The following is a 24,443-nucleotide window of genomic DNA, read 5'->3' as shown; positions in this document are numbered from 1 at the left end:
CTTCCCCGCCCCTGCCGCCGGCCCCACCGGGGAGCAAAAGCCGGCGTAGAAGCTGCTCGGTCCTAGTGGTCCGATTTCTCGATATCCGCGATCGCCTTGTCGAGGTCAGCGGCGACCTTGGCGCGCATGTCTTCGGACAGGGTGCGCGCGCGTTCGCCTTCGGCAAAGGCCTCGCGTGCCTTCTTCAGCGCCGAGAGCCGCGCCGCTTTGGCTTCGGGTCCGTCGCTGCACGCGAACATCATGACGTGGCTGCGCTTGTTGCCGCTGTTTTCGTCACGGTTGACGATCGGCGCCGCCTTGCCGTCACCGCATTTGCCGAGAACCATCGCCTTGCCGTGAGTGCTCCAGGTGCCGTGCATTGGGGGTATGGGCGGCATGGGCGGCATCGGGGCCATGACGGTGCGGATGCGTTCCTTGCGCTTCGCTTCGAGCTTGTCGGCGATCGCCTCGGCGCGCTTGCCGGTGATGCCCTGTTCCTTCAGCGTCGCGATGACATCGTCGCGCGACAGGCCGCCGGGGGAGCGGATTTCGATGCGGCGCATCTTGTCCTTGCCGTCCATCATCGCGGGTGCCTTGCCCTCGCCGTCTCCGTCGCGGCGGATGACGATGCGGTGGACTTCGCGCTTCTTCTTGCCGTCGTCGGTCGCGGCATCGTCGCTATGCTCGGTGAAGACCATCATGCCGGGCGCATCGGGTGCCTCGGGCGGCAGCGGCGGTTCGGGGGGTGCCGGCGGCGCGGGCGGTTCGCCGAGATCGGCGGTCTGCGCCTTCGCCACGACGATCCCCGCGGGGACGAGCGTCGCGGTCGCGCCGAGCACGGCCAGCGTCGCGCTGCCAATCAGCAACCGGCCGACAAGGCCGCGCTCTTTCGAAATATCCCCTTGCGTCAACATCGTCAGCCTCTCCTGCAGATTATCGTGGACCGCCATCGGCGCGGCGAGCGACAGGCGCGGGCCGACCGCGGCCTTGACGATCGCGGTCGCATAACGCGCGGTCCGCTCGCGCCGCTCGTCGCAATCGGTCATCGTCAGCACGCGCGCGTCGCACGCCGCCTCCTGATCGAAACGAAAGGCGCGGATCGCGCGCCAGGCGAAGGGGTTGAACCATTGCGCGGCGAGCAACACGAGCGCCGCGCTGTTCGCCCACAGATCGCCGTGGCGGTGGTGCGACAGTTCGTGATCGATCGCGAGCGCGCGTTCCTCGGCGACATAGCGCGCGAAGAAATCGTGCGGGACGGCGACGTAACGCTGCCACAGGCCAAAGGCGACGGGGCCGTCGACCGCGTCGGACATCACCAGCCGGATGGTGCCGATCGGCTCGAGCTCGACCGCGTCGCCCAGCACCGCGCGGCGGAAACGCCGGTGCGACACCATCGCGGTTACGATAACGGCGATCATGCCCGCCGCCCACAACGCGAAGAAGAGCGGCACCAGCTCGGCGAGCGTCCAGAAAGGTTCGGCCGCAACGGGTGCCGCGATCGGCAGGCCGACGGGCACCATCACCGCCATGTCGGCCGCGGGCTCGGGCATGATAACCACCGGATCGGCGAAGGGCAGCGGCGGCAGCACCAGCCGCAGCGCGGGCACCGCCCACAAGGCATAGGTCAGCCGCGGGCCGAAATGGCGCGCGAACGGCTTGCGAACGATCAGGATCAAAAGGACGAGAAGGCCCGTGGTGACGAGCGTCTCGGCCCACGCCTGGAGCAGCATCGCGGCGCTCACGACTTCAGCCGCTTCAAAAGGGCCTCGATTTCGGCGATGTCGGTGTCGGTCAGCGCCTCGCGGTCGGCGAGATGCGCGATCAGCGGACTGACACGCCCGCCGAACAGCCGGTCGACAAAGCGCTGCGATTCCTCGCCGACGGCGTCGGCGCGTTCGATCGCGGGGCTATAGAGATAGCGCCGACCATCGGCTTCCGCCGTCACCGCGCCCTTCTGAACCAGCCGCGCAAGCAGCGTCTTCACCGTCGCCTGCGTCCAGCCGTTGATCTTGCCGATGCGCGAAGTCAGGTCGGCGGCGGTCTGCGGGGATTCCTCCCACAGCGCCGACAGCACCTGCATCTCCGACTCGCTTGCTCGTTCTGCCATGCGGACCCCTCCCATTGGCGTCGTCGTCACCGATGCGACTACAGATGTAGTCAAAGGGCTGAACGCTTCCTGAACGAAGCTGAATGGCTACCACTCCGTCGCTGGCGTGTCGGAATATTTGACACACTCCGATCCCGGTAAGGAATCGCTAACCAGCGTCTCGCGCCGAATTCCGCAAATGCCGCAAATTGGCACGGCAATTGTATAGTATTCCATGTTCCCGAGTGTTCCGCTCAAATGGAGCGGTGGGGGACATCGGTCTGGTCCCTGATGTCCCCTGCCCCCACCCGGGAAAACCCCACTTACCCCCGAAGCAGCCGGGGGGCGGAGCGGCCGAAAGGCCCCGCCCCCCGGAAGCTTTTCATCCGGACAAAAAAGGACGGACCGCAACGGCGGCCCGTCCAGAATATGGCCGCCGCACACGGCGGCCACCCCATTCGTTTATTCGGCTTCCTGCTGCTCGGCCGCTTTCTTGAGCTGGCCCTTGGTCATGCCGGTGACGAGGACGTCGCCCGACCCGGCAAAGCTGGTCGCGGGCAGCGTCGCGACGCGGTCACCGACCTCGACCGTCACCGCCTGCACGACACCGCCGCCCGTCTGGCGCAATTCCTGGACATAGCCGATCACCTTGCCGCGCGCGTCGGTCACCGCCATGCCGGGTTCGACCGCGAACATGCCAGCGCCATTCGCCGCGCCGCTACCCGCAGCGGCGAGCTGGCCGAGGCTGCCCTGGAAGCTGCCCGCGGCCGATCCGGCGCCGCTGGCGCTGCCTGAGACGTTCGACAGCGCGGCGCCGGTCCGGTCACGGGCAGTCCCGACCGCACCGCGCGCGGTGCCGGTGGCGGTCGAAGCCGTGTCCCTTGCCGTGCCGACGGCGCCGCGCGCGGTGCTGCCGACAAAATCGGTGCCGACCGCCTGCGCATCGAGGCTGCCGCCGCCCGAAGCATTGCCCGAGCCACCGGCGTTGCCGCCGATCGGGTTGCCGAGCAGATTGCCGTTGCCGTCAACCGAGCCCTTGCCGTTCGCATCGGCGTTGCCCTTGCCCTGGACGCGGCCCGAACGGCGATCGACCTGCGCGTCGCCGCGGCCCGATCCGGTCAGATCGCCCGCGCCGCCAAGCGTGCCGCCGATCGGGCCGGTCGGATTGCCGAGCGTCCCGCCCAGCGTGCCGCCGAGGTTACCGCCCAGGCCGCCACCACCGCCGCCGCCGAGCAGCTGCGCACTGGCCGGCGCCGAAAAAGCCATGGCCGACGCGGCGAGCGCGAAGGCCGAAATGAAGATACGATTTGCCATTGTCCTACTCCTGAGTTTGGGCCCGGAGGGGGTGGGCCTGGAGAGAGAACGATGGCGCGTTCGATTTTCTTCCGAATGTTTTCGAAAAGGGTCAGCGGCCGCCGCAAGCCCCGCAAATCAGGCCATGGCCATAGATTTTGTCGCGCCCCTTTTTGCCCAGATCACGCGCCTCCATGACGAGCGCCGCGACGGCGGGGCCGATGCGATCGATCGCGGGGGCAGGATAGCGAAGCGCAAGCCGCCCGGCAACAAGCGGTGCGGCAAAAGACGTGCCGCGCAGCCGGTCGCTGCTTCCCGCCCCCGTCGCCGCCAGCACCGCGTCGCCGGGTGCGGCGAAATCGACATGCAGCGCGCGCCCGGCCTCGGGCAGCGCGCGCGCTTTCGCGTCGACCCCGGTCACCGCAAACACGCCCTTGTACGAAGCCGGATAGGCGGGCGGTGCGGCGGGCCCGTCGTTGCCGACCGCCGCAACGATCAGCATGCCGCGCTGCTGCGCCCGCGAAACGGCCGTCGAAAGCAGTTTATTGTCGGGGCCGACAAGGCTGATCGTCGTCACCGCGGCACCGCTTTGGGCGAGCCAGCCGAGCGCGCGTGCGATCGCACTGGCGTTGCCGCCCGCCGGGTCGGCTCCATAGACATCGGCGGCGAGCAGGCGCTGGCCGGGTGCCGCGCCCTGCACCGCTCCGCTGCCGACAAGCAGCGACGCCACTGCCGTGCCATGGCGACTCGCCGACGGCGCGCCTTTCGCAAAGCCGCGCTGTTCGACGCGCCCGGCGACCGACGGATGCGCCGCGACGCCGCCGTCGATCAGGCCGAGGCTCGCCTTTCTGCTGCCCTGAGCCGCCGCGAGCGTTGCCCCGGGCAACGCGCCGCCCGGCCCGCTCGCGAAATAGAGATTGTCGGCATCGACCTCGGCGCCCGGAAGCAGCTTCGCGAGCTGTTTGCGCGCCCGGCCAAGGCTGCGCCCGTCGGGCACGCGAAACCGTGCGATATCGAGATCGAGACCCTCTATGCGCTCGCGGTCGATCAGCGCGAATCCCGCCTCGCCCGCCCGCGCGATCATCGCCGCATCGACCCCGCTCGCGACCAGGACGCCGCGCACCGCGGGTTCGCCGCGCTCGTCGAGCTCGATGCTGTCGCGATTGCCGCGGACCAGCGCGGTGATCCGGTCGAGCCGGACATCCAGCAAGCGCTCACCGATCCCGGTCAGCCGCCCCGCATCCACCTCGGGAAGCGATGGCAGCGTGCGCGCGGCATCGGGAAGCTGCACTTGCGGCAGCGCGACCTGCGCCGCGACGCGCGCGTCGGTCCCGCCGAGCAGGAGACAGAGCATCGCCAAAAATGTCGTCCAAAATCGCATTGCAAGCCTCACAAGGCCCGGCACGGCGGCCGGTTCCCGAAAAAATTTAGCATGGTACGGAAGAAACGATAGAAGCCACTCGTTTCTTCCTCAGATAATCGAAAGGCGACAATGCGCTTCGAAGAGGAACTGGTCGAATTGCTGCCCCGTCTGCGCCGCTTTGCGCGCGGACTGGCGCGCGATGCCAGCGACGCCGACGATTTATGCCAGGCGGCGATCGAACGCGCATTGAAATCGCAGGAACAGTGGCAACAAGGAACGAGACTGGATAGCTGGATGTACCGCATCACCCGCAACCTCTGGATCGACGATCGCCGAGCGGCCGGGCGCCGCGGCATCCACACACCGATCGACGAGGCCGTCGCGCAGGTCGCCGGCGACGGCGCGGCCGAAGTCGAGGCGGGGGCGCTACGCGGCGATGTCGACGGCGCGATGGCGCGCCTGCCCGACGAACAGCGTGAGGTCGTGATGCTTGTCCTCGTCGAAGGCTATGCGTACCGCGAGGCCGCCGACATATTGGAGGTGCCGATCGGCACCGTCACATCGCGCCTCGCGCGCGGTCGCGAGACCTTGATGTATTTGCTGGGAGAGGCCGCATGAGTTTCGACCCTGCCACCGTCGCGGCCTTTGTCGACGGCGAACTCGACGACCTGACCGCGCGCCGCATCGAGCGCGAAGCGACAAGCGATCCCGCGCTTGCCGCCGAAATCGCGCGGCACCGGGCGTTGAAAGCGCAGCTACAGGCGCATTATGCCCCCGTGATCGATGAGGCGGTGCCCGAGCGGCTCCGCGCCCTGCTCGCGCCGTCAGACAAGGTCGACGCGAGCCTCGCCGGGCGCCGCGAGGCAAAGCGGATGCGTTTTGCGCCGATCCATTGGGGCGCGATCGCTGCTTCGCTCGCGCTTGGGCTGGCCCTTGGGCTGAAGCCATGGATGCCGCCCGCGAGCGTTACCGAAGCCAATGGCACTATGATCGCCGCGGGTCCGCTTGCGGCGGCGCTCGACACGCAGCTTGCCTCCAGTCAATCGACGAATGCGGCGGTGCGGATCGGTCTCAGTTTTGAAGACAAGGCCGGCCGCTATTGCCGCAGTTTCGAAAGCCGGTCGCTGAGCGGCATCGGCTGCCGCGACGACGGCGGCTGGCATCTTGAAAGGACGATGCGGGGACAGGCGGGCACCGCTTATCGTCAGGCGTCGTCGGGCGAGCTCGCGGCCGCCGCGGCGGCGATGATGACGGGCGATCCGCTCGATGCTGCGGCCGAGCGACAGGCGCGCGACAAGGGCTGGGCGCGCCGCTGACGATCTTTCAGGCGCCGGCTGGCTCGTCGATGCCGAACAGCGCGGCGAAATTCGCGCGCTTGGCGAGCAGGTCGGCGAGGCTGTAACCGTCGAGCACCTTCATAAACGCCGCGAGCGCCTCGGCGAGCGCGCCCGTCAGCCCGCACGCGGGCGCGATGATGCAGCTCGCGCAATCGACGAGGTCGAAGCCTTCCTCGGTATGGCGCACCACCGCGCCGACGTTGATCTCGGCCGCGGGCCGCGCGAGCCGGATCCCGCCAAAGCGCCCACGCACGCTTTCGAGATAGCCCGCGTTCACCAGGTCGTTGACGACCTTCATCAGATGGTTCTGCGAAATGCCATAGGCGCGCGAAATCTCCGAGATCGGGCACAGCCGCGCGTCATCCTGCGCGCCCACATAGAGGAGCACGCGCATCGCATAGTCGGTGTAGCGCGTCAGGCGCATCCTGATCCTTCGAAAATGTCCGTCATCCAATAATATGCATTTTTGTTGCATGTTTCAAATCGCGATCATACATGCGCATCAGATGCATGATTGGAGCGAGTCGTGACGCAGGATGACCAGATCGATGAAGCCGCGCTCGAGCGCCTGATCCCGGCCTTTTACGACCGCGTGCGCGCCGACGCCGACATCGGCCCGCTGTTCAACGCCGCGGTGCACGACTGGCCCCGCCATCTCGAAAAGCTCGTCGCCTTCTGGTCGTCGGTGATGCTGACGAGCGGCCGCTACAAGGGCAGCCCGGTCGCCGAGCATCTGAAGCACAGGGACGCGATCACCCCCGCGATGTTCGACCGCTGGCTCGCGATCTGGGCCGACACCACGAACGAGCTGCTGGTGCCTGCCGCCGCGACCGCCTTGCAGGCGAAGGCCGCGCGCATCGCCGAAAGCCTCCAGCTCGCGCTTTTCTTCCGCTTGGACGACCCCGCCGGTCGCCGCGCGGCCTGAAACCTCCCCTCCCTCTCTGACCAAAGGATATCACATGCGTACCGCTTCCGCCCACGCGATGGAGATCGTCAAGGCCACCGCCCCCGCCCTCGAAAAGCACGGCCTCGCAATCACCACCGCGATGTATGCCCGGCTTTTCGAGAATAAGGATATCGAAGCGATGTTCGACCGCGCCGCGCAGACGAGCGGCGAGCAGCCGAAGCGCCTCGCGGCGGCGATCCTCGCCTATGCGAAGAATATCGACAAGCTGCAGAACCTCGGAACCGCGGTGTCGCGCATGGTCGCCCGGCATATCGAAACCGGGGTGAAGCCGGAGCATTATCCCCATGTCGCCGAAGCGCTGCTGCCCGCGATCCGCGATGTGCTGGGCGCCGAGGTCGCGACCGACGAAGTGCTCGCGGCGTGGGGCGAAGCCTATTGGATGCTCGCCGACATCCTGATCGCGGCCGAAGCGCAGGCGTATGAGGATGCCGAGGCGGCTTGAGCCTTTCGGCCAGTAAAAAGCCCGCCGGAGCCTGAGCGCCGGCGGGCTTTTGGTATTCGAAAGCTACGCGCTTACTCGGCGCGCGCCGGGATTCCGGTCATCAGCGTGTGAAGCTCGCCCGCTTCCCACATTTCCATCATGATGTCCGATCCGCCGACGAATTCGCCCTTCACATAAAGTTGGGGGATCGTCGGCCAGTCCGAAAATTCCTTGATGCCTTGGCGGACTTCCATGTCCTGCAGCACATCGACCGTTTCATATTCGATGCCGAGGCGGTCGAGCATCGCGATCGCGCGCGAGGAAAAGCCGCACTGCGGGAACAAGGGCGTGCCCTTCATAAAGAGCAGCACGGGGTTGTCGGCGACCAGCTTGGCGATGCGGTCGTGGGTGGTCGGGTCGGTCATAGTCAGTCTCCGGGCAGGCGCGTTGCCGCGCCCCAAAATATCCATGCCCCTTATGAGGGGATTGCGGTCGTCAATTGCAAGGCATGAAGTTCGCCGCCCATGCGCCCCCCCAAGGCTGCATAGACCGCCTTGTGCTGCGCGACGCGCGTCATTCCGCGAAAGGACTCGCTCACGACATGCGCCGCATAATGGTCATTGTCGCCCGCGAGGTCGGTAATCGCGACCTCGGCATCGGGGAACGCCGCGACGATCATCGCCCGCAAATCATCTTCGCGCATGCCCATCGTTATCGCCTCAGTTCTGGCTGTCGATGAACTGGCGCCGCGCCTCGGCGGTCTTGTCGTTCAGCACCGACCGGATTTCGGCGTCGCTGATCTCGACCTGCGCCGCGGTCAGGTCGCCCGCGAGCTTGCGGATGACGTCCTCGTCGCCCGCTTCCTCGAAATCGGCCTGCACCACCGCCTTGGCATAGGCGTCGGTTTCCTCGGGGGTCAGACCCATGCGCTCGGCCGCCCATTCGCCGACGAGCCGGTTCCGCCGCGCGGTGATCCGGAACTGCACCTCCTGGTCGCGTGCAAATTCTGCCTCGAAGGCGCGTTCACGATCGTCGAATCCGCTCATTTTGTCCTCGTGCGAAGGGAAAGTCCCCTTGCAGATAGGTCGCGCGTCCCCGCGGCGCAAGCCGCCTGTGCGGCAGATCACTTCCCTTTCGCTTACGAAGGGTTTAGGGTTTCGTCCCAAGGGAATGGGTCGCACCGCAGCAATGAAGACTACGCCTTGCCGGCGTCGCGTCGGCATGGTGTTTCGACGCCTGTGTTTGGGGGATTTGTGATGACCGTTCGACGTCCGCAACTTGTGCCGATTCTGGCGGCGCTGGCTTTTGCCGCGCCCGGAACCGCACTCGCGCAGGGCATGGACCCGACGCTGCGCGACAGTTTTTCGATCGGCGATCAGGGCGGCTCGCTCTGCGAGGTGCAGGCCACCGTCCGCGACGAGGTCGTCAAGGGCATGTTCGACCGCGCCTGGACGATCGTCTGCCGCGATGCGAGCCAGCCGGTCGGCTATGTCCGCATGCTGCGCGCGACGCCCGAGGAGGCGCGCGCGCGCATCGATAACGCCATCGGACGGACGGGCGCGATCACATGCGTCAAGGATGGCGGTTGCACCGTGCACGACACCAATATCGCATGGAAGACGCGGATCGAGGCGGCGGGCGGGACAGTCTATGCCGTCGAGGGCTTCGAGGCTTATGGCGACGCGCTCGACATCGCGCTCGAATCGATCCGCCAGCGCAAGGTCGTGCCCGGCGTCATCAAGGTCGCGACCATCTCGGTCGGCGGCAACGACGGCTTCGCCCGGACGATCGCCGGAACGATCGACGTCGACAAGGCGCTGGCCGAGGGATATCGCCGCAACCACAGCGGCGACTATGCCGAGGCGGCCGAATTTTTCGAAGCGCTGTCGCGCCGCGCCGCCGAGGAACAATCGGCGGCCGACATCGACCCGACCGAAGTCACGCTGAACCGCGCGCTGCAACGCTCGAACCTTGGCGAATTCGCCGAGGCCGAACGGCTGTTCGCCGAGGTCGAGGCGATCCCGACCGGCGACCCGGTCCAGCTGCGCCTCCGCCGCAATTTCCGGGCGATCAACGCGCTCAACCAGCGCGACTATGACGGCGCCGCCGCGCGGCTCCAGACGCCGATCCCGCCGCTCACGACCGGCGTCACCGTGGCGGGCGCAGCGGTGACGCTGACGCCGCAGATCGTCGCTGGGGTCAACAGCGGCGACAACGCCCGCGTCATCCGCCAGAGCAACGATCGCGAGCGCCTGTCGCCGCTCGAACGCGCGCAGATCATCGATGCGCAGGCGATCCACCTGCTCGGCACCGTCGAACGGCTGCGCGGCAATGCGCAGGCGTCGAAGACCGCGCAGCTCAAGGGGCTGAGCGACGCGATCGCGGTGCGCGAAGGCCGCGTCACCTCGATCATCCGTCTGCGTTCGCAGATGCTCGGCGAACTCGCGCTGGCCGAAGAGGCGAGCGGCGACAAGGCCGCCGCCGACGCACGTTTCCGTGAATCGGTGAACCTGCTCGCCGTCGAATATCCCGAAACCAACGCGCTCGCCTCGGCGCGCGCGCGCTACGCCGCCTTCCTCACGCGCGAGGGACAGGACGACAAGGCGATGGGCATTTATCGCGAGGTCGTCACCGCACTCGCCAGCACCCAGCGCTCGACCGCGGGCATGGCGAACATGATGGCGCCCTATTACCGGCTGCTCGCCGCGCGTGCGGCGACCGAGCCCAAGGCGATCGAGGATTTCTTCATCGCCAGCCAGCTTCAGATCCGCCCCGGTGTCGCCGATACGCAAGCGGTGCTCGCGCGCGAACTGTCGAGCGGCAGCAGCGACGGCGCGCGCCTGTTCCGTCAGGCGACAACGCTCAATCGCGATCTGGAACGCGCGCGGATCGAGGATGCGCGGCTCGCCCAGCTGCCCGAATCGCCCGAAGTCAACGCCTTGCGCGCCGATATCAAGGCGCAGCTCGGTAATTTGTCGGTCCAGCAGGCCGAAACCGTCGCCGCGCTGTCTGCCTTTCCGCAATATCGCGTCGTCGCGTCGGGCAAGCTCGATCTTGCCGAACTGCAGCAGGTTCTGCGTCCGGGCGAGGCCTATTTGAAGATGCTCGTCGTCGGCGACGCCGTTTATGCGATGCTGGTCGAGCAAGGCGGGGCGCAGCTCTGGAAATCGGACATCAGCGCATCGGGCCTCGACACCGCGGTCGATACGATCCGTTCGACGATTTCGCTCGTCGAGAATGGCCGCCGCGTCACCTATCCCTTTGATGCCGCCACCTCCTACAAGCTCTACGGGCAGTTGTTCGGCCCCGTAGCGGCGCGCCTTCCCACGATCGCGCACCTGATCTTCGAACCCGACGGCGCGATGCTGCGGCTGCCGATCAATCTGCTCGTCACCGCCGACACCGGGCTTGCCGCCTATGAAAAGCGCCTGCTCGATCCCGACGCCGATCCGTTCGACATGCGCCAGGTCGCCTGGCTCGGCCGGACCTCACGGCCGAGCACCGCGGTCTCGACGCTCGGCTTCCGCAACGCGCGGCAGGCGGCGCCGTCGAAGGCGGCCAACCAATATTTCGGCCTCGGCGAGAATCTGCCGGTCAGCGGACGGCTGCCCTCGCTCGGCACGCGCGGCGCCGTGGCGGGCGGCGTCGACGGCGATTGCCTGTGGGATGCCGCGCAATGGGCGCGCCCGATTTCGGCCGATGAGCTGGTGACCGCGCGCAACGCAATGGGCCGCGAGGCGGGCACCTTGCTCACCGGCGGCGCCTTCACCGACAGTGCAGTGAAAAATCGCGCCGACCTTGGCGATTATCGCATCATCCATTTCGCAACGCACGGCCTCGTCACCGCGCCGCGTCCCGCTTGCCCCGCGCGCCCCGCGCTCGTCACCTCGTTCGGCGGGCAGGATTCGGACGGGCTGCTGACCTTCCAGGAAATCTTCGACCTCAAGATCGACGCCGATCTCGTCATCCTGTCGGCGTGCGACACCGCCGGCGCGGCGAGCGTCGCGGCGACGCGCGAAGCCGGGCTTTCGGGCGGCGGCAATGCCCTCGACGGGCTGGTGCGCAGCTTCATCGGTGCGGGCGGCCGGTCGGTGATCGCGAGCCACTGGCCCGCACCCGACGATTTCGACGCGACCAAGCGGCTGATCGGTGGGCTGTTCGCCGCCAATCAGGGCACAAGCGTCGCCGACGCCCTATGGGGAACGCAGCTGCGCCTGATGGACGACCAGCAGACATCGCATCCCTATTATTGGGCGGGCTTCGCGATCATCGGAGACGGCGGCCAGGCGCTGCTCCACGACGGCGCGACCACCGCCGCGCGCGCGAAGGAGGCAGCCGGCCGCGCGGCCCGCTAAGTCGATGAACGCACCCGACGTTCTTGTTCCCGCGGCCGACGCGCCCGCGCAGGACGGCCGGCAGGCCGCGGTGCCGCTGCGCAAGCGGGTGCGCCGGCTGGTCATGCAGCTCGGCCCCTCGCGGATGGCGGCGACGATCGTCTTCCTGATCATCGCGGTTCTGATCGCGCGCTTCAGCTGGCAGATGCCGCTGATCGACGCGGCCGAACGCGCGCTTTACGACGCGCGCGCGACGCTGATGGCGCCGCATGTCGAACAGGATAAACGCATCACCCTCGTCACCTATAATGACGAAACCCTGTTCAACACCGGCATCCGCTCACCGCTCGACCGCACCTTGCTCGCCAATGCGCTCGGCAATCTCGACCAGATGGGCGCGAAGGCGATCGGCATCGATATCGCGTTCGACTCGCCGCGCCCCGACGACGATGTGCTGAAGGCGCAGCTGCGCGCGATGAAGACCCCGACCTGGCTCGCCTATGCCGAACAGGCGAGCAACCCGAACACGATCTTCTACGAACAGCAGAAATATCTCGAATCCTATATCGCCGACGTCACGACCGCGAAGACCAAGCCGACGAGCGTGTTGTTCCGCACCGACGACGACAGCGTGATCCGCAACTGGCCCGACCGGCCGAAGAATTTGCCGCCTTTGATGTCCAATGCGCTGGCGCCGGTCGACGCGGCGCATGCGAATTTCCGGGGCAATATCCGCTTTCTCGTCCCCGCCCGCGCCGCCGCGGGGCAGGAAGAGCCCGTCTTCGCCAACATCCCGATCGACACCTTCGCGATGCCGATGGATGCCGAGATGCGCGCCGGTTTTTCGGAGCTGGTCAAGGGCCGCTATATCCTGATCGGCGGCGACATCATCGACAACGACCAGTTCAACACGCCACTCAGCCGCTTTCCCGACGCGATCACCGGCCAGCATGAAACGATGATCGGGCTCGAGGTCCACGCGCATATGCTCGCGCAGCAGCTCGACGGGGCGTGGACGCGGCCGATCGCGGCGCCGGCGCTGTGGGTGCTCGCGGTGCTGATCGTTCTCGCGGGCGGGCTGACGAGCCTCATCGACCTTCGCGCGCGCTGGGTCGCGCTCGCCTTCCTCGGGCAAATGGCCTTCTTCATCGCCTTCCCCTTCTGGCTGCAGGGGCGCGGTATCGACACGACGACGCTCCCGACCTTCGGTTGGGCGGTCGGCTGGCTGTTCGGTTATGCCGCGGTGGGCACCGCCGCGCGCACGATCGGGTCGCGCCAGCGCGCCTTTGCGCAATCGGCGCTCGGCAAATATCTGCCCGCCGACGTCGCGGCGCAGATCATGCGCGACCCCGACCAGCTCTCGCTCCACGGCGAGCGGCGCAATATCTTCTGCGTCTTCACCGACCTCGAAGGCTTTACGAAGCTCAGCCACGCGGTGACGCCGGAAACCGTCGCGCGGTTGCTCAACGAATATCTCGACCGCCTGTCCGACATCGTGCTCGAACATGGCGGGACGATCGACAAATTCGTCGGCGACGCCATCGTCGCCTTCTGGGGCGCCCCGCTCAGCCGCCCCGACGATGGCCCGCGGGCCGCCGCCGCCGCGCTCGCCATGTATCAGGCGGGCGAGAAATACCGCGTCGACCTCGCCGCCGAGGACGTTCCCCCGATCGGGATGACGCGCGTGGGCTTGCACGTCGGCGACGCGATCGTCGGCAATTTCGGCGGCGAGGGACGCATCCAATACACCGCGCTCGGCGACAGCATGAACACCGCTTCAAGGCTCGAGGCCGCCAACAAGGGGCTGAAAACGGGCGTACTGATCTCCGCCGAGGCCGGCGCGCGCTCGGGCCGCGGCGATCTTGTACCGATGGGCCGCGTCACGCTGCGCGGCCGCGCGCAACCCGTCGATGTCTTCACCCCGCGCCCCGACCTTGCCCCCGACCAGCGCGCGCGCATCGCCGCATTGGTCGCCGCGCACACCGCGGGCGATAAAAAAACCTATGTGACCTGTGCCACAGCAATACAGGCGGATTTCGGTCAGGATGCAGCCATCATGTTTCTGATAGAACGTCTGAATGAGACCAAAGAGGGAGAAAGCTATGTCCTTTCCTGATTTCCGGATGCGCCGCCTCGGCCTCACCGCCGCCGCGGCCATCGCCGCCATCGCCATGGTCGGCACCGCCGCCGCCCAATCGATGGTCGTCCGCTCGACCGGTCCGTCGGCGGGCAAATATCCCGCCGGTGCCAAGCTCAAGTCCGCCGACAAGCTGACTCTCGTCGCGGGCGACAAGATCGTGCTGATGCAGGCGGGCAAGACCCGCACGCTGTCGGGGCCGGGCACCTTCGGCGCCACCGGCACGGTGCAGGCGAGCCAGTCGCTCGGCGGCAACGTCACGCGTATGCTCGCCAAGGGTCCGACGATGCGGTCGCGCGGCGGGTTTTCGCGCGGTCCGGGCGATGAAACACCCGCCAATGTCCGCGCGCCGAACCTCTGGCTGCTCGATTATCGCGAGGCCGGGACCTTCTGCGTCCTCGATCCGGCCGTGCTGATGCTGTGGCGCCCCGACATGGAAGGCGACACCGCGCTCGAAATCGAAAGCGCCGGCAAAAAAGCGACGGTCGCGATCGTCGATGGCGCGAATTTCCGCAAATGGCCGACCGATGTGCTGCCGGTGCAATATGGCACCGACTATCGCCTGTCGGGCGGCGGACTCGCCAGGCCGGTGACGGTGCGCTTCGCCGCGATGGAAAATGCGCCCGACACGGTCGAGGGATCGGTCGATATGCTGATGGCGAAGGGCTGCTCGCCGCAGCTCAACCGCCTGGTCGACACGATGTCCGAAGCCGAAGCGGGATAAGGTAAATGGATGGGGCGGCGGCCATTGTCGCCGCCCTATCCGTCTGATAATCTTCTGAGGAAATTCCGCCGGTCGCGTGACGGAACATTTCCTTGGGTCGAAATTTGCGCTGCCGCTTTGCGGCAGCGCCAGTGGAGTTGGCGCATCGCGATTGTCGCGGCGCGCCCATACGCAAGGGGTGGTGATGACCGTGTCGGGGGATAGGGGACATAAGGCGATTGTTCGGCCGGGGCGCACCGCGATCCGCAGCGCGCTGGCCGGTTCGGCGGCGCTGATCGCCGCGGCTCTGCCCGCCGCGGCCTGGGCGCAGGCGACCCCGCAAATTCCGACGCGCGAGGAAATTCAGCGCCCGCCGCCGGTGCCCGCGATCCAGCCCAATGAACAGGTCGTCGCGGTCGACGACGGCATCGAGCGCGCGCCCTGCCCGCTCGCCAACCCCGAATTCGCCAACGTCCGCTTCACCCTGCGCGGGGTCGAATTTTCGAGCGTCGAGGGCATCGACAATGCGGTGCTCGCGCCGAGCTGGGCCGACCGCGTCGGGCAGGAACTGCCGATTTCGGCGGTGTGCGACATTCGCGACCGCGCCGCGACGATCTTGCGGTCAAAGGGCTATCTGGCGGCGGTCCGCGTGCCGCCGCAGACGATCGGCGACGGCGTCGTCCGGCTCGACATATTGTCGGCGCGCATGTCGCGGATCGAGGTGCGCGGCGACGCGGGCGCGAACGAAGGCCTGCTGCAACGCTATCTGTCGCGGCTCGACGACCAGCCGGTGTTCAACATCGTCGATGCCGAGCGCTATCTGCTCCTCGCACGCGACATTCCGGGGATGGACGCGCGCCTGACGCTGCGTCCCGGCGCGGTTCCAGGAGAGGTCGTCGGCGAAATCACCGTCGCCCGCACCCCCTTCACCTTCGACTTCAACGCACAGAATTTTGGCTCGCGCGACGTCGGCCGCTGGGGCGGTATCGCGCGTGCGCGCTTCGCCGGCCTCACCGGCATGGGCGACCTCACCACGGTCAGCTTTTATGCGACCCCCGATCTAGACGAGCAAAAGGTCGTGCAGGCGTCGCACGAGTTTCGCGTCGGCGGCGAAGGGCTGCGCTTCGGCGCCAGCTATACCTATGCCTGGACGCGCCCCGACATCACCGGCTTTCCGGTCAAATCGAACACCCAGATCGTCAGCCTGTTCACCGCCTATCCGCTGGTGCTGACGCAGGCGCGGCGCGTGACGATCGGCGGCGGGCTCGATATCATCGATCAGGACATCGGCCTGGCCAGCCTGCCGATCAATCGCGACCGGCTGCGCGTCTTCAACCTCCGCGCGGACGCGAGCTGGATCGACCCCGGCTCGATCGCGGGGCGCGGCGGCTACAGTCCCAGCGAACCGCGCTGGTCGCTTTCAACCTCGTTCGAGGCACGCAAGGGCGCCGATTTCCTTGGCGCCAGCGACGATTGCGGCCCCGGCGGCACCGCGTGTTTCCTGCCCGGCGCGATCCCGCTGACGCGCGTCGAAGGACAGCCCGACGCCTTCCTCGTCCGCGCCAATGCGCTTGCCGAATGGCGGCCGGCGAAACTCTTCACGTTATCGGCGGCGCCGCGCGCGCAGTGGGCGAACGATCCCTTGCTCGCCTATGAGGAGTTTTCGGGCGGCAATTTCACCGTCGGGCGCGGCTTCGACCCCGGCACGGTGATCGGCGACAGCGGCGTCGCGGTGGCTTTGGAAGCACGCTACGGCTCGTTCGTTCCCGCCAATACCGAGAGCTTCGCCTTCCAACCCTTCGTCTTTTTCGACGCCGCATGGGTGTGGAACAAGGATAGCGCCTTCGATGGGCTCGATCCGCAGAAACTCTATTCGGCCGGCGGCGGCATACGCGTCGCTTACGGCGATCTCGCGCGGCTCGACATGACGCTCGCCGTACCGCTGAACCGCGGCGGCTTCCTCGCCGAGCGGCCCGATCCGCGGCTGCTGATATCACTGACCACCCTATTCGGCGTGAGGGCGCGCTGACCATGAATTTTGCATCGAGGACAACGGATATGCGTGCCATCGCCTCCCACTCGCCCAGCGGTCCCGGCAAGCAGCGACTGCTGACAAGCTGCGCGATCGCCGCCGGGATGATGGCGCTCGCCTATGGCGGCCCCGCGCTGGCGCAGGTCGCGGGGTCGGGCACGATCACGACCCTCCCTTCGGGAACGACCGCGGGCACGGGCACGAATCCCTCGACGGTCAACGTCAGCGGGTCGCAAAGCATTGTCGACTGGACACCGTCCAACACGCCTGTCGCGGGCGTGATCGACTTCCTGCCGACGGGCAACACGTTGGATTTCGTCGGCAACACGCCGGGCTATGTCGTTCTCAACCGGTTCGTCGACGGGTCGGGCACCTCGCTTACCGACCAGATCGCGCTGAATGGCATCGTAAACAGCTATGTGGGATCGACGAGCGGCCCGCGCGGCGGCAATATCTGGTTCTATAATGCTGGCGGCATCCTGATCGGCGCGACCGGCATCATCAACGTCGGCAGCCTTGTCCTCACCACCAATGACATCGTCACGACGGGCGGTCTGTTCGGTCCGGACGGAGAGATCCGATTCAACGGGGCGGCGGGCAGCACGTCGGCGATCACGGTCAACGGCGCAATCAACGCCAATGATGCGGCCAACGCGGGCGATAGCTATGTCGCGCTGGTCGCCCCGCGCGTCGTGCAGGCAGGCGCTGTGCGCGTCGACGGCTCGGCCGCCTATGTCGCCGCCGAACAGGCCGAAATTCGTATCGATCCCCTGAACGGCCTGTTCGATATCAACGTGACGGTCGGCGCCGAGGGCGGCAACGTCATCACCCACAGCGGCACGACGACCGGCCCCGCGCATCAGCAGGGCGACAACGACGCCAGCCGCGTCTACATGGTCGCCATTCCCAAGAATGACGCGGTGACGATGCTCGTGTCGGGCGCGATCGGTTATGACGACGCGCTGTCGGCGCAGGTCGACCCCGACGGCGCGGTGCGCCTGTCGGCGGGCTATAATATTACGGCTGGCGAACAGAATCTGGCGCCGGCAAACGCGACCGCCGCGAACATTATCGTCAACGACACGCTGTTCCGCAGCAACACATTGGCTCGCGCAAGCGGCACCTTCGTCGGCGAGGCGCTCCAGCAGATTCCGGGGTCGCCTCCCCCGCTGTCGTCGGCGGGACGCATCTTCGTCGAAGGTGACGGGGTTTTCAGCGGCGACGCCGGCGCCACGCTGACAGTCGGCACGGGTCAGCAAGGCGGGGCCACGGGCAATCTGGTCGTCCGGTCGAACGGTGCCGTCGGCGCCGCCGGCAACGTGGCGGTGGCCGTCAGCGGCGGGACGCTGACGACGGGCAACCTGCTGCAGATTACCTCGCTCAGCCAGCCCGCCACGGTAACCGGCGACAGCCAGGGCGGAACGGCCAGCCTGACCGTGACGGGCGGCACCGTGACATCGCCGACGATTACGGTGTCCGCAAGCGCCGTTGCCGATACAGGAACAAATGGCCAGGCGGGCGACGCACGCGGCGGCAATGCCAGCATTTCCGTCCGAAATGCCGGCACGATATTGGACAGCGGCTCCGTCACCATCACTGCGTCGGCTTTCGGCCCAACCAATATTTCCATCCCGGCGGGCGGCGATGCGCAAGGCGGTACGGCAACGCTGACGGTCGCCGATGGCGCGAGCTTCCGCGCGACGACCGATGTTTCGATCGACGCAAACGGCGGTGGAGGATTCGGCCCGGCTCAGGCGGGCAATGGAACGGGCGGCACCGCACGCATCGAAATCCTCGGATCGAACACCGCGTTCGAATCCGTGGACACATCGATCGAAGCGCTGGGCATCGGGGGAAGTTTCTCCGGTCCGGACGACACGCTGAACGGCGGCGACGGAACGGGCGGGAGCGCCGCTCTCGTCATCAACAGCGACAATGGCGGAATCAAATCGCTAGGCGCACTCGCGCTCAATGCCACCGGACGGGGCGGCGATGCGGGCGGAGAGAATTCGGTCGGCGGCGATGCGCTGGGCGGCACGGCAAGCCTGACGGCCGACGGCGGCGCCACCGCGCAATTTGCGTCGATCGCCCTCGCCGCATCGGCCGAGGCGGGAATCGCGCTCAGCCCCAGCGGCACGACGGGGCAGTCGGGCAACGCGCGCGGGAATAATGTGACGTTGGCGGCGACCAACGGATCGACCATCAGCAGCAGCGGCCGCATCGATCTTTTCGCGGTTGGCATGAATCCCTTTCCATCAAATCCGGCCGGCGAGAATTTCGGATCGGGTACGGGCGGCAATGTCGCCGTCAACGCGACCGCGGGGGGCACGATCACCACGGGCAATAGCCTCATCGTCCAGGCGATGGGCGGAAACATGTCCAACGCCGTCACGCAAAGCGCCGGCAACGGCGTCGGCGGCAATGTCGACTTCGTCGCCGACGGCGGAACGATCGTGGCCGAGGTCTATCAGGTCAATGCCAGCAGCAGCACGGCCCATGTCGTTAGCACGGGCGGCTCCGCGCAGGGCGGGACGATCGACCTGTTTGCCCGCAATGGTGGGGAAATCCGGGCGACTCTCGACTCGACGAACCAGCTCCACGCCAGCGCGATTTCCGGCAGCAGCACCGCCGGCACCGCGGCGACGGGCGGGACGATCCAGCTGGTCGCCGATGGCGGCCGCCTCGACCTGGGCGTCGGCGCCGACCTGATCGCGGGCGGCACCTCGGGGGGTGCGATAACGGCGGGAGCGATCGCCGCGACCGGCACCGGCGGCACCATCCTGATCCAGACCGCCGCCAGTTCCGGCAGCGCAATCGACTATGGCCAGCTTTCTGCCGCGGCCGACGGCCGTACAGCGGTGGAGATCGAGGTCCCGGGCGGTCCGATCGATAGCAGCGGAAACGGCCGCGGCGGCACGGTCACGCTCGATGTCCGCGGCGGGACCCTGTCGGGCGGCTTCATCGAGCTGTCGGCGAACGGTTCCGGCCGCGGCGCCAGCGGCGGCAGCGCCAACGGCACCGGCGGCACCGCGACCTTCACCCAGACGGGCGGCGACATCTCGGTCAGCGACATGAACATCAGCGCCGACGGCATCGGCGGCATTGCCCAGGGCGTGTCGGGCACGGGCACTGGCGGGGTTGCGACGATCGACCTGTCGGGCGGGACGATCACCGCCGCCGACATCATCGCTTCGGCGAACGGCGAAGGCCTTTCGGGGACGGACGGGAATGATGACGATCCGGCCAACATCATCGCGGGCGGCACCGGCGGTGCGGGTGTCGGCGGTAATGCCGTCATCAACATCGGCGGCACCGCCGTCGTCGATGCGAGCGTCATCGAGGCCTATGCCAATGGCACCGGCGGCACCGGCGGCGGCTTCACCGGGGGTTTCGGGTCCCCACCCGGAACGCCCGGCAATGGCGGAAACGGGTCCGGCGGCACCGCCAGCGTCAACCTGACCGGCGGCTCGGTCACGGCGAGCAACGTGACCGCCGATGCATCGGGCATCGGCGGCGAGGGCGGCTCCTCCTTCTTCTCGAGCAGTTCGGGCAGCGCGACCGGCGTCGGCGTCGGCGGCCGCGGCGGCATCGGCCGGGGTGGACGCGCGACAATTGCGGTGGCCGCGATTTCGGGCACGATCACCGACGTCAGCGCCGTTGCGCAGGGCACCGGCGGTCTCGGCGGCGCGTACAATGTCGGCGGCGCGGGTGGCGATGGCTATGGCGGCATCGCGCAGGCGATCATCGACGATTTCGACGCCGGAACGCTTGCGATCAGTCTCGATTCGACGGCGGAAGGCGGCGACGGCGGCGATGCCGACGACGGACGCGGCGGCAACGGCGGCAATGCCTTTGGCGGGACATCGAGCGTCCTCGCCGACGGCCCCAATGCGATCGTCGAGGTCACGCAGGCCAATTTCGTCACCGGTGCGACCGGCGGCAATGGCGGCAACGGCAACTTGGGCTTCAGCTCGTCGGCGGCGATCGCGCCTTCGGGCGGCGATGGCGGCGGCGCGCAGGGTGGCGCGATCGAGGTCATTTCGCGCGATGGCGCGACGATGACGCTCGGCCTGGCCGCCGGCGACGTCGTGGAACTCGGCAGCACGGGCACGGGCGGCAACGGTGGCAACGGCAGCACCGCCGATTTCGGCGCCGGCAATATCGGCGGCGATGGCGGGCTCGGCGGCGGCGGGGGCGGCGGATCGGTACGGCTGATCGCCGACGGCGGCACGATCACGACCGCCGGCGAGTCTCTGGAAATCGTTGTCAGCGGTCAGTCGGGAATCGGCGGCAACGGCGGCCTTGCCGGCGGCGGTGGCAGCCTGCCCGGCACAAACGGCGGTTTTGCGGGCACCGCCGGCGGGCGCGTCCATATCGATGCGCTGACGACCAACGCCGGCCCCGGCCTGATCGACCTTGGCAACACCAATATCTTTGCCAGCGGCGATACTGCGGGCCGCGTCGAAATTCGTAGCGACAGCCGAGTCGCCTTCACCAGCCTCGACGTCGAGGTGCGCGGCCTCGCCAATCCGACCAACAACGACACCGCCACAGCGCCCGCGGGCATCTTCCTGGGCGCGACCGGCGGGACGATCGAAGCCGGCAGCCTGACGCTCGGCACCGACGGCTCGATCGGCCTTTATGCAGAGGGCGCGGGACGCGTGACCGTTGGCGAAACGGCGCAGCTGCAGGCGGGCGACCAGATCGATATCCGCCATGACCTGCGCGGGGCCAATGCGGCACCGACGATCGAGGCCACCGACGATCTGTTCATCGTCGCGGGAACCAGCATCAGCGGCGCGCCGGGCAGCCTGCTCGCCGCAGGGGGCACGCTCTCGCTGACCGGCGAAGGCCCAGCCGCGACGATTGGTGTCGATCGGCTCGATGCCACTGACATCGCGATCAACGGCAGCGGCGCTGCGAGCGTCGAACATGCCGAAGCGGTCAATGATTTCGCCGCAAGCGCCGCCAGCTTCCGCACCGGGCTGAATTCGATCATCACCGGCGGCGACATATCGATCGCCTCGCCCGGCGCCGTCGATCTCGGCAACTCGACCGCGGGCGGCTTTGTTCAGGTCCAGGGCCAGTCGATCGCCTTCAATTCGATCACCGCCGGCCTGTCGGTCGGGCTTTCGGCGGACGGGACGACCGCCGGCGCCGAAGGCATCCGCGGCGGGTCGATCAGCGCGGGCGAGGACATCAACCTCTTCGCCAACAGCATCGCGCTCACCGGCAATGTCACGGGCGCGGCGTCCTTCTTCGCCTTCGGCACCGGCGGCGCGGTTGCGGTGAACAATGCCGACGTCGATGGGAACATCTCGATCTTCTCGGCGGCTGACCTTTCCGGCACCTATGTATCAGGCGGCAACATCTTCCTGAACTCGGACGCGAATATCAACGCCTCGGCGCAGGCGAACGGCGGTTATGTCGACCGCAACGGTATTGCAGCGGAGGGCAATCTGTTCGTTGTCGCGGCAGGCAATGCGGCGCTGACCGACAGCTCGGCGGCGCGCATGTTCGGCGTCAACGCCGGGGCCGCGGCATCGATCGATGGCGGCACGGCGGGCGAAGATGTCCTCGTCATTGCGGCAACGACCGCCAGCCTGACCGACGTCACGGGCGGCGACGACATCACCGTCCGCGCCGCGGGCAATATCGACGCGCTTAACGTCCGCACGACGGGCGCGGGCACCGACACGCATATCCTCGATTTCTCGACGACGTCGGGCAGCCCGACCTTTACCATCGGCACCGGCGAAGGATCGCAAGGCATCAACGGCGCCGACATCGTGATGGCGTCGACCGCCGGCGCGATCGGCGCGGCGACGCTGTCGGCCGGCGACGACATCCTGCTCAACGCCGCGAACAGTATCGCGGTCAACGGCGCGACGACGCTCGGTCTCGGCACCACGGGCGGCGACAGCAGCATCCGCACGCAGGGTGGCGCAACGACGCTCGCAGGCCTGGGTGCCTTCAGCGACGTCGTGGTCGACGCGGCGGGTGTCGCCAGTCTGACCGGCGCCGTGGCGGCGGGACGCAATGCGACGATCACCGCGCAGGGCGTGACGCTCGCGGCGCTCACCAGCCCCGGCGGCTCCGCGCTTCCGACGCTGAGCGCCGACGGCGATGTCGTCGTCAATTCGTCCGCGGGCATATCGGGCGGCGGCGTCCGCGCGCTCGGCAATGCGACGCTGACCGCAACGACGGCGATCGGCATCACCGCGGTCGAGGGCCAGAATGTCGCACTGACCGGCGCAAACGGTATCGACGTCAACACCGTCACGGCCCTCGGCACGACCAGCCTCGATAGCGGCAACGGCAATGTCCGGGTCGGCGCCCTTGCCGCCTCGGGCGCCATCAATGCCAGCGCCAATGCGATCCGCATCGAAGGCGGGAGCGGGATGAATTTCGCGGCGCTCACGACCGATGTCGGCGACGCCTATGTCCGGGGAACCGGCAACCTGACGGTCGGCAACGCCAATGTGGCAGGTGCCGCGGACCTCCGCACACAGGGCGCGACGATGGCCATCGGCAGCCTCACTGCGGCCAATGCCACGCTTGAAAATACCAGCGGTTCGCTGACGCTCGGCGGCGTGGCCGTCGCGGGCAACCTCGCCGCGACGGCGCGGACGTCGCTCGGCATCAACGGCGTCGTTACGGGGCAATCGATCTCGCTCGCGTCGGGCGCGATCGATATCAGCTCGGCCGGGCGCGTCGGCACCGCGGGAGTTACCCAACAACTGTCGGTCGCCAACAATAACAGCGCCAACCAGACCTTCGTCGGCGGCACCGGGTCGCCCGGCAGCTATCATCTCAGTGCCGACGAGATGACGCGCCTCTATGGCACACAGATCGAAATCTTCGCGCCCGAGGTACAGACAGCGGGCTCCCTTTCGGTCGGGTCGGCCGCCCCGCCCGACGTCGTCGTCGACACTTTCACCATGACCGGCGGTGCGTCGAATTCGAATCTGGGTGCCAATGGCGCGCTGACGATCCGCACCCCGGGCAAGATGCGCGTAATCGGCAATGTCCAGCTGACGGGCCTGACCGACACCAACGCGCTCAACCTCGCGGCGGGCGATGCGCTCGAAGTCATCCTCGGCCGGGGCAGCGTCCGGTTGCTCGGGGCAAACAATGCGCCGGGCGGACAGCTCAACATGGCATCGGACGACATCATCGTCGCGACCGAGGCCGCCATTACCGCGGTTGGCGCGGCGACGACGACCGACGCGATCAATACGCGCCTCGGCCAGAATGACGGCGTCACGCTCGACGAGGGCGCGCTGTTCGCACGCGGCATCCGCGCCAACGTCGTCGGCGGCTTCTATGTCCAGAACAGCGGCGCGGGCACCGACTTCGCGCAGCGCCGCGGGCTGACCTTCGGCGCCGGCGGGCTCGACGTGCGGACGCAAGGAACGTCGCGCATCGTCATCAACGGGGTACAGCTTGGCGCGGGCGGGCAGATCACCGGCATCGACACGGTCCCGCTGCTGACGATCAATGGCGCAGCGCCGGTCGTCGGCAGCTATGATCGCCGGTCGACCTTCAACGGCTGCCTTATCGCCAGTCCGAGCGGCTGCACGACCGTGAACTTCGATTTCGAGACCAATTTCCCGGTCCAGGATATCATCGACGAAGAGGTCGAAGATGACGGGCGCGGCGAGGGCAATAACTTCCCGCAGCCGCTGATCACGATGCGCGATATCGATCCGATGACCGGCGAGCCGCTGCTCGACGATCCGGTGACCGGCGCGGGCAATGACGATCTGTGGACGCCGCCGCAGCAATAAG

The 24,443-nt window shown here is 67.6% G+C and carries 17 protein-coding genes; 9 read left to right on the top strand and 8 right to left on the bottom strand.

All coding sequences use genetic code 11. The annotated features are described in order from the left end of the window. Nucleotides 1-62: 62 nt before the first annotated feature. The 4 genes from FG91_RS20980 to FG91_RS10205 form a co-directional block, all read right to left on the bottom strand. The gene (locus tag FG91_RS20980; protein ID WP_052187485.1) at nucleotides 63-1,721 is read right to left on the bottom strand and encodes a M56 family metallopeptidase; all 1,659 of its coding nucleotides are present in this window, start codon (nucleotides 1,719-1,721) and stop codon (nucleotides 63-65) included. Then, nucleotides 1,718-2,086, bottom strand: a complete 369-nt coding sequence (locus FG91_RS10215; protein ID WP_037514686.1) for a BlaI/MecI/CopY family transcriptional regulator — start codon at nucleotides 2,084-2,086, stop codon at nucleotides 1,718-1,720. Before FG91_RS10215 ends, FG91_RS20980 begins: the two co-directional genes overlap by 4 nt. Nucleotides 2,087-2,527: 441 nt before the next feature. Next, nucleotides 2,528-3,379, bottom strand: a complete 852-nt coding sequence (locus FG91_RS10210; RefSeq protein ID WP_052187484.1) for a hypothetical protein — start codon at nucleotides 3,377-3,379, stop codon at nucleotides 2,528-2,530. A gap of 91 nt (nucleotides 3,380-3,470) precedes the next feature. Next, a complete protein-coding gene (locus FG91_RS10205; protein WP_235212006.1) occupies nucleotides 3,471-4,712 on the bottom strand; it encodes a S8 family serine peptidase in 1,242 nt (413 codons plus the stop codon). 138 nt (nucleotides 4,713-4,850) lie between these two features. Between FG91_RS10205 and FG91_RS10200 the strand changes: the two genes are divergently transcribed. Beyond that, entirely contained in the window at nucleotides 4,851-5,339 is a 489-nt protein-coding gene (locus tag FG91_RS10200; protein ID WP_037514682.1) for an RNA polymerase sigma factor, read from the top strand. Then, entirely contained in the window at nucleotides 5,336-6,037 is a 702-nt protein-coding gene (locus FG91_RS10195; protein ID WP_037514681.1) for an anti-sigma factor family protein, read from the top strand. Before FG91_RS10200 ends, FG91_RS10195 begins: the two co-directional genes overlap by 4 nt. Nucleotides 6,038-6,044: 7 nt before the next feature. On the opposite strand, the gene FG91_RS10190 is transcribed toward FG91_RS10195, so the two are convergent. Further along, on the bottom strand, nucleotides 6,045-6,482 hold the full coding sequence (locus FG91_RS10190) for an RrF2 family transcriptional regulator (RefSeq protein ID WP_037514680.1): 438 nt from the start codon (nucleotides 6,480-6,482) through the stop codon (nucleotides 6,045-6,047). A gap of 102 nt (nucleotides 6,483-6,584) precedes the next feature. On the opposite strand from FG91_RS10190, the gene FG91_RS10185 reads away from it, so the two are divergent. Both FG91_RS10185 and FG91_RS10180 read left to right on the top strand, forming a co-directional pair. Beyond that, nucleotides 6,585-6,983 (top strand): group III truncated hemoglobin, encoded by a 399-nt coding sequence (locus FG91_RS10185; protein WP_037514678.1) that lies wholly within the window; start codon nucleotides 6,585-6,587, stop codon nucleotides 6,981-6,983. 34 nt (nucleotides 6,984-7,017) lie between these two features. Further along, nucleotides 7,018-7,467 (top strand): globin domain-containing protein, encoded by a 450-nt coding sequence (locus tag FG91_RS10180; protein ID WP_037514677.1) that lies wholly within the window; start codon nucleotides 7,018-7,020, stop codon nucleotides 7,465-7,467. A 71-nt stretch (nucleotides 7,468-7,538) separates the two neighbouring features. Here the strand turns inward: FG91_RS10180 and grxD are convergent, their stop codons facing one another. From grxD to FG91_RS10165, 3 genes are read right to left on the bottom strand one after another with little or no spacing between them, the layout of a single operon-like run. Continuing rightward, nucleotides 7,539-7,871 carry a Grx4 family monothiol glutaredoxin gene (gene grxD / locus FG91_RS10175; RefSeq protein ID WP_037514675.1) on the bottom strand — a complete coding sequence of 111 codons (333 nt, stop codon included), beginning with the start codon at nucleotides 7,869-7,871 and terminating at the stop codon, nucleotides 7,539-7,541. 50 nt (nucleotides 7,872-7,921) lie between these two features. Beyond that, entirely contained in the window at nucleotides 7,922-8,155 is a 234-nt protein-coding gene (locus FG91_RS10170; RefSeq protein WP_037514674.1) for a BolA/IbaG family iron-sulfur metabolism protein, read from the bottom strand. Nucleotides 8,156-8,165: 10 nt separating this feature from the next. Continuing rightward, nucleotides 8,166-8,492 carry a DUF1476 domain-containing protein gene (locus FG91_RS10165; protein WP_037514673.1) on the bottom strand — a complete coding sequence of 109 codons (327 nt, stop codon included), beginning with the start codon at nucleotides 8,490-8,492 and terminating at the stop codon, nucleotides 8,166-8,168. 210 nt (nucleotides 8,493-8,702) lie between these two features. Between FG91_RS10165 and FG91_RS10160 the strand changes: the two genes are divergently transcribed. The 5 genes from FG91_RS10160 (at nucleotide 8,703) to FG91_RS20975 (ending at nucleotide 24,442) form a co-directional block, all read left to right on the top strand. Continuing rightward, complete coding sequence (locus tag FG91_RS10160) at nucleotides 8,703-11,801, top strand: CHAT domain-containing protein (RefSeq protein WP_052187483.1); 3,099 nt, start codon at nucleotides 8,703-8,705, stop codon at nucleotides 11,799-11,801. Between the two features lie 4 nt (nucleotides 11,802-11,805). Beyond that, nucleotides 11,806-13,896, top strand: coding sequence for an adenylate/guanylate cyclase domain-containing protein (locus FG91_RS10155; protein WP_037514670.1), 2,091 nt, complete (start codon nucleotides 11,806-11,808; stop codon nucleotides 13,894-13,896). Continuing rightward, nucleotides 13,883-14,641, top strand: coding sequence for a hypothetical protein (locus FG91_RS10150; RefSeq protein ID WP_037514669.1), 759 nt, complete (start codon nucleotides 13,883-13,885; stop codon nucleotides 14,639-14,641). The genes FG91_RS10155 and FG91_RS10150 overlap by 14 nt, the downstream gene beginning before the upstream one ends. A 184-nt stretch (nucleotides 14,642-14,825) precedes the next feature. Next, nucleotides 14,826-16,649 carry a ShlB/FhaC/HecB family hemolysin secretion/activation protein gene (locus FG91_RS10145; RefSeq protein WP_052187482.1) on the top strand — a complete coding sequence of 608 codons (1,824 nt, stop codon included), beginning with the start codon at nucleotides 14,826-14,828 and terminating at the stop codon, nucleotides 16,647-16,649. A 29-nt stretch (nucleotides 16,650-16,678) separates the two neighbouring features. Then, a complete protein-coding gene (locus tag FG91_RS20975) occupies nucleotides 16,679-24,442 on the top strand; it encodes a hypothetical protein (protein ID WP_052187481.1) in 7,764 nt (2,587 codons plus the stop codon). Nucleotide 24,443 lies beyond the last annotated feature (1 nt).

Source organism: Sphingopyxis sp. LC81 (genome assembly GCF_000756375.1).
Taxonomy (GTDB): Bacteria; Pseudomonadota; Alphaproteobacteria; order Sphingomonadales; family Sphingomonadaceae; genus Sphingopyxis.
Note: the sequence above shows the minus strand (reverse complement) of the source record. Positions and strands in the feature narration are given on the sequence as shown.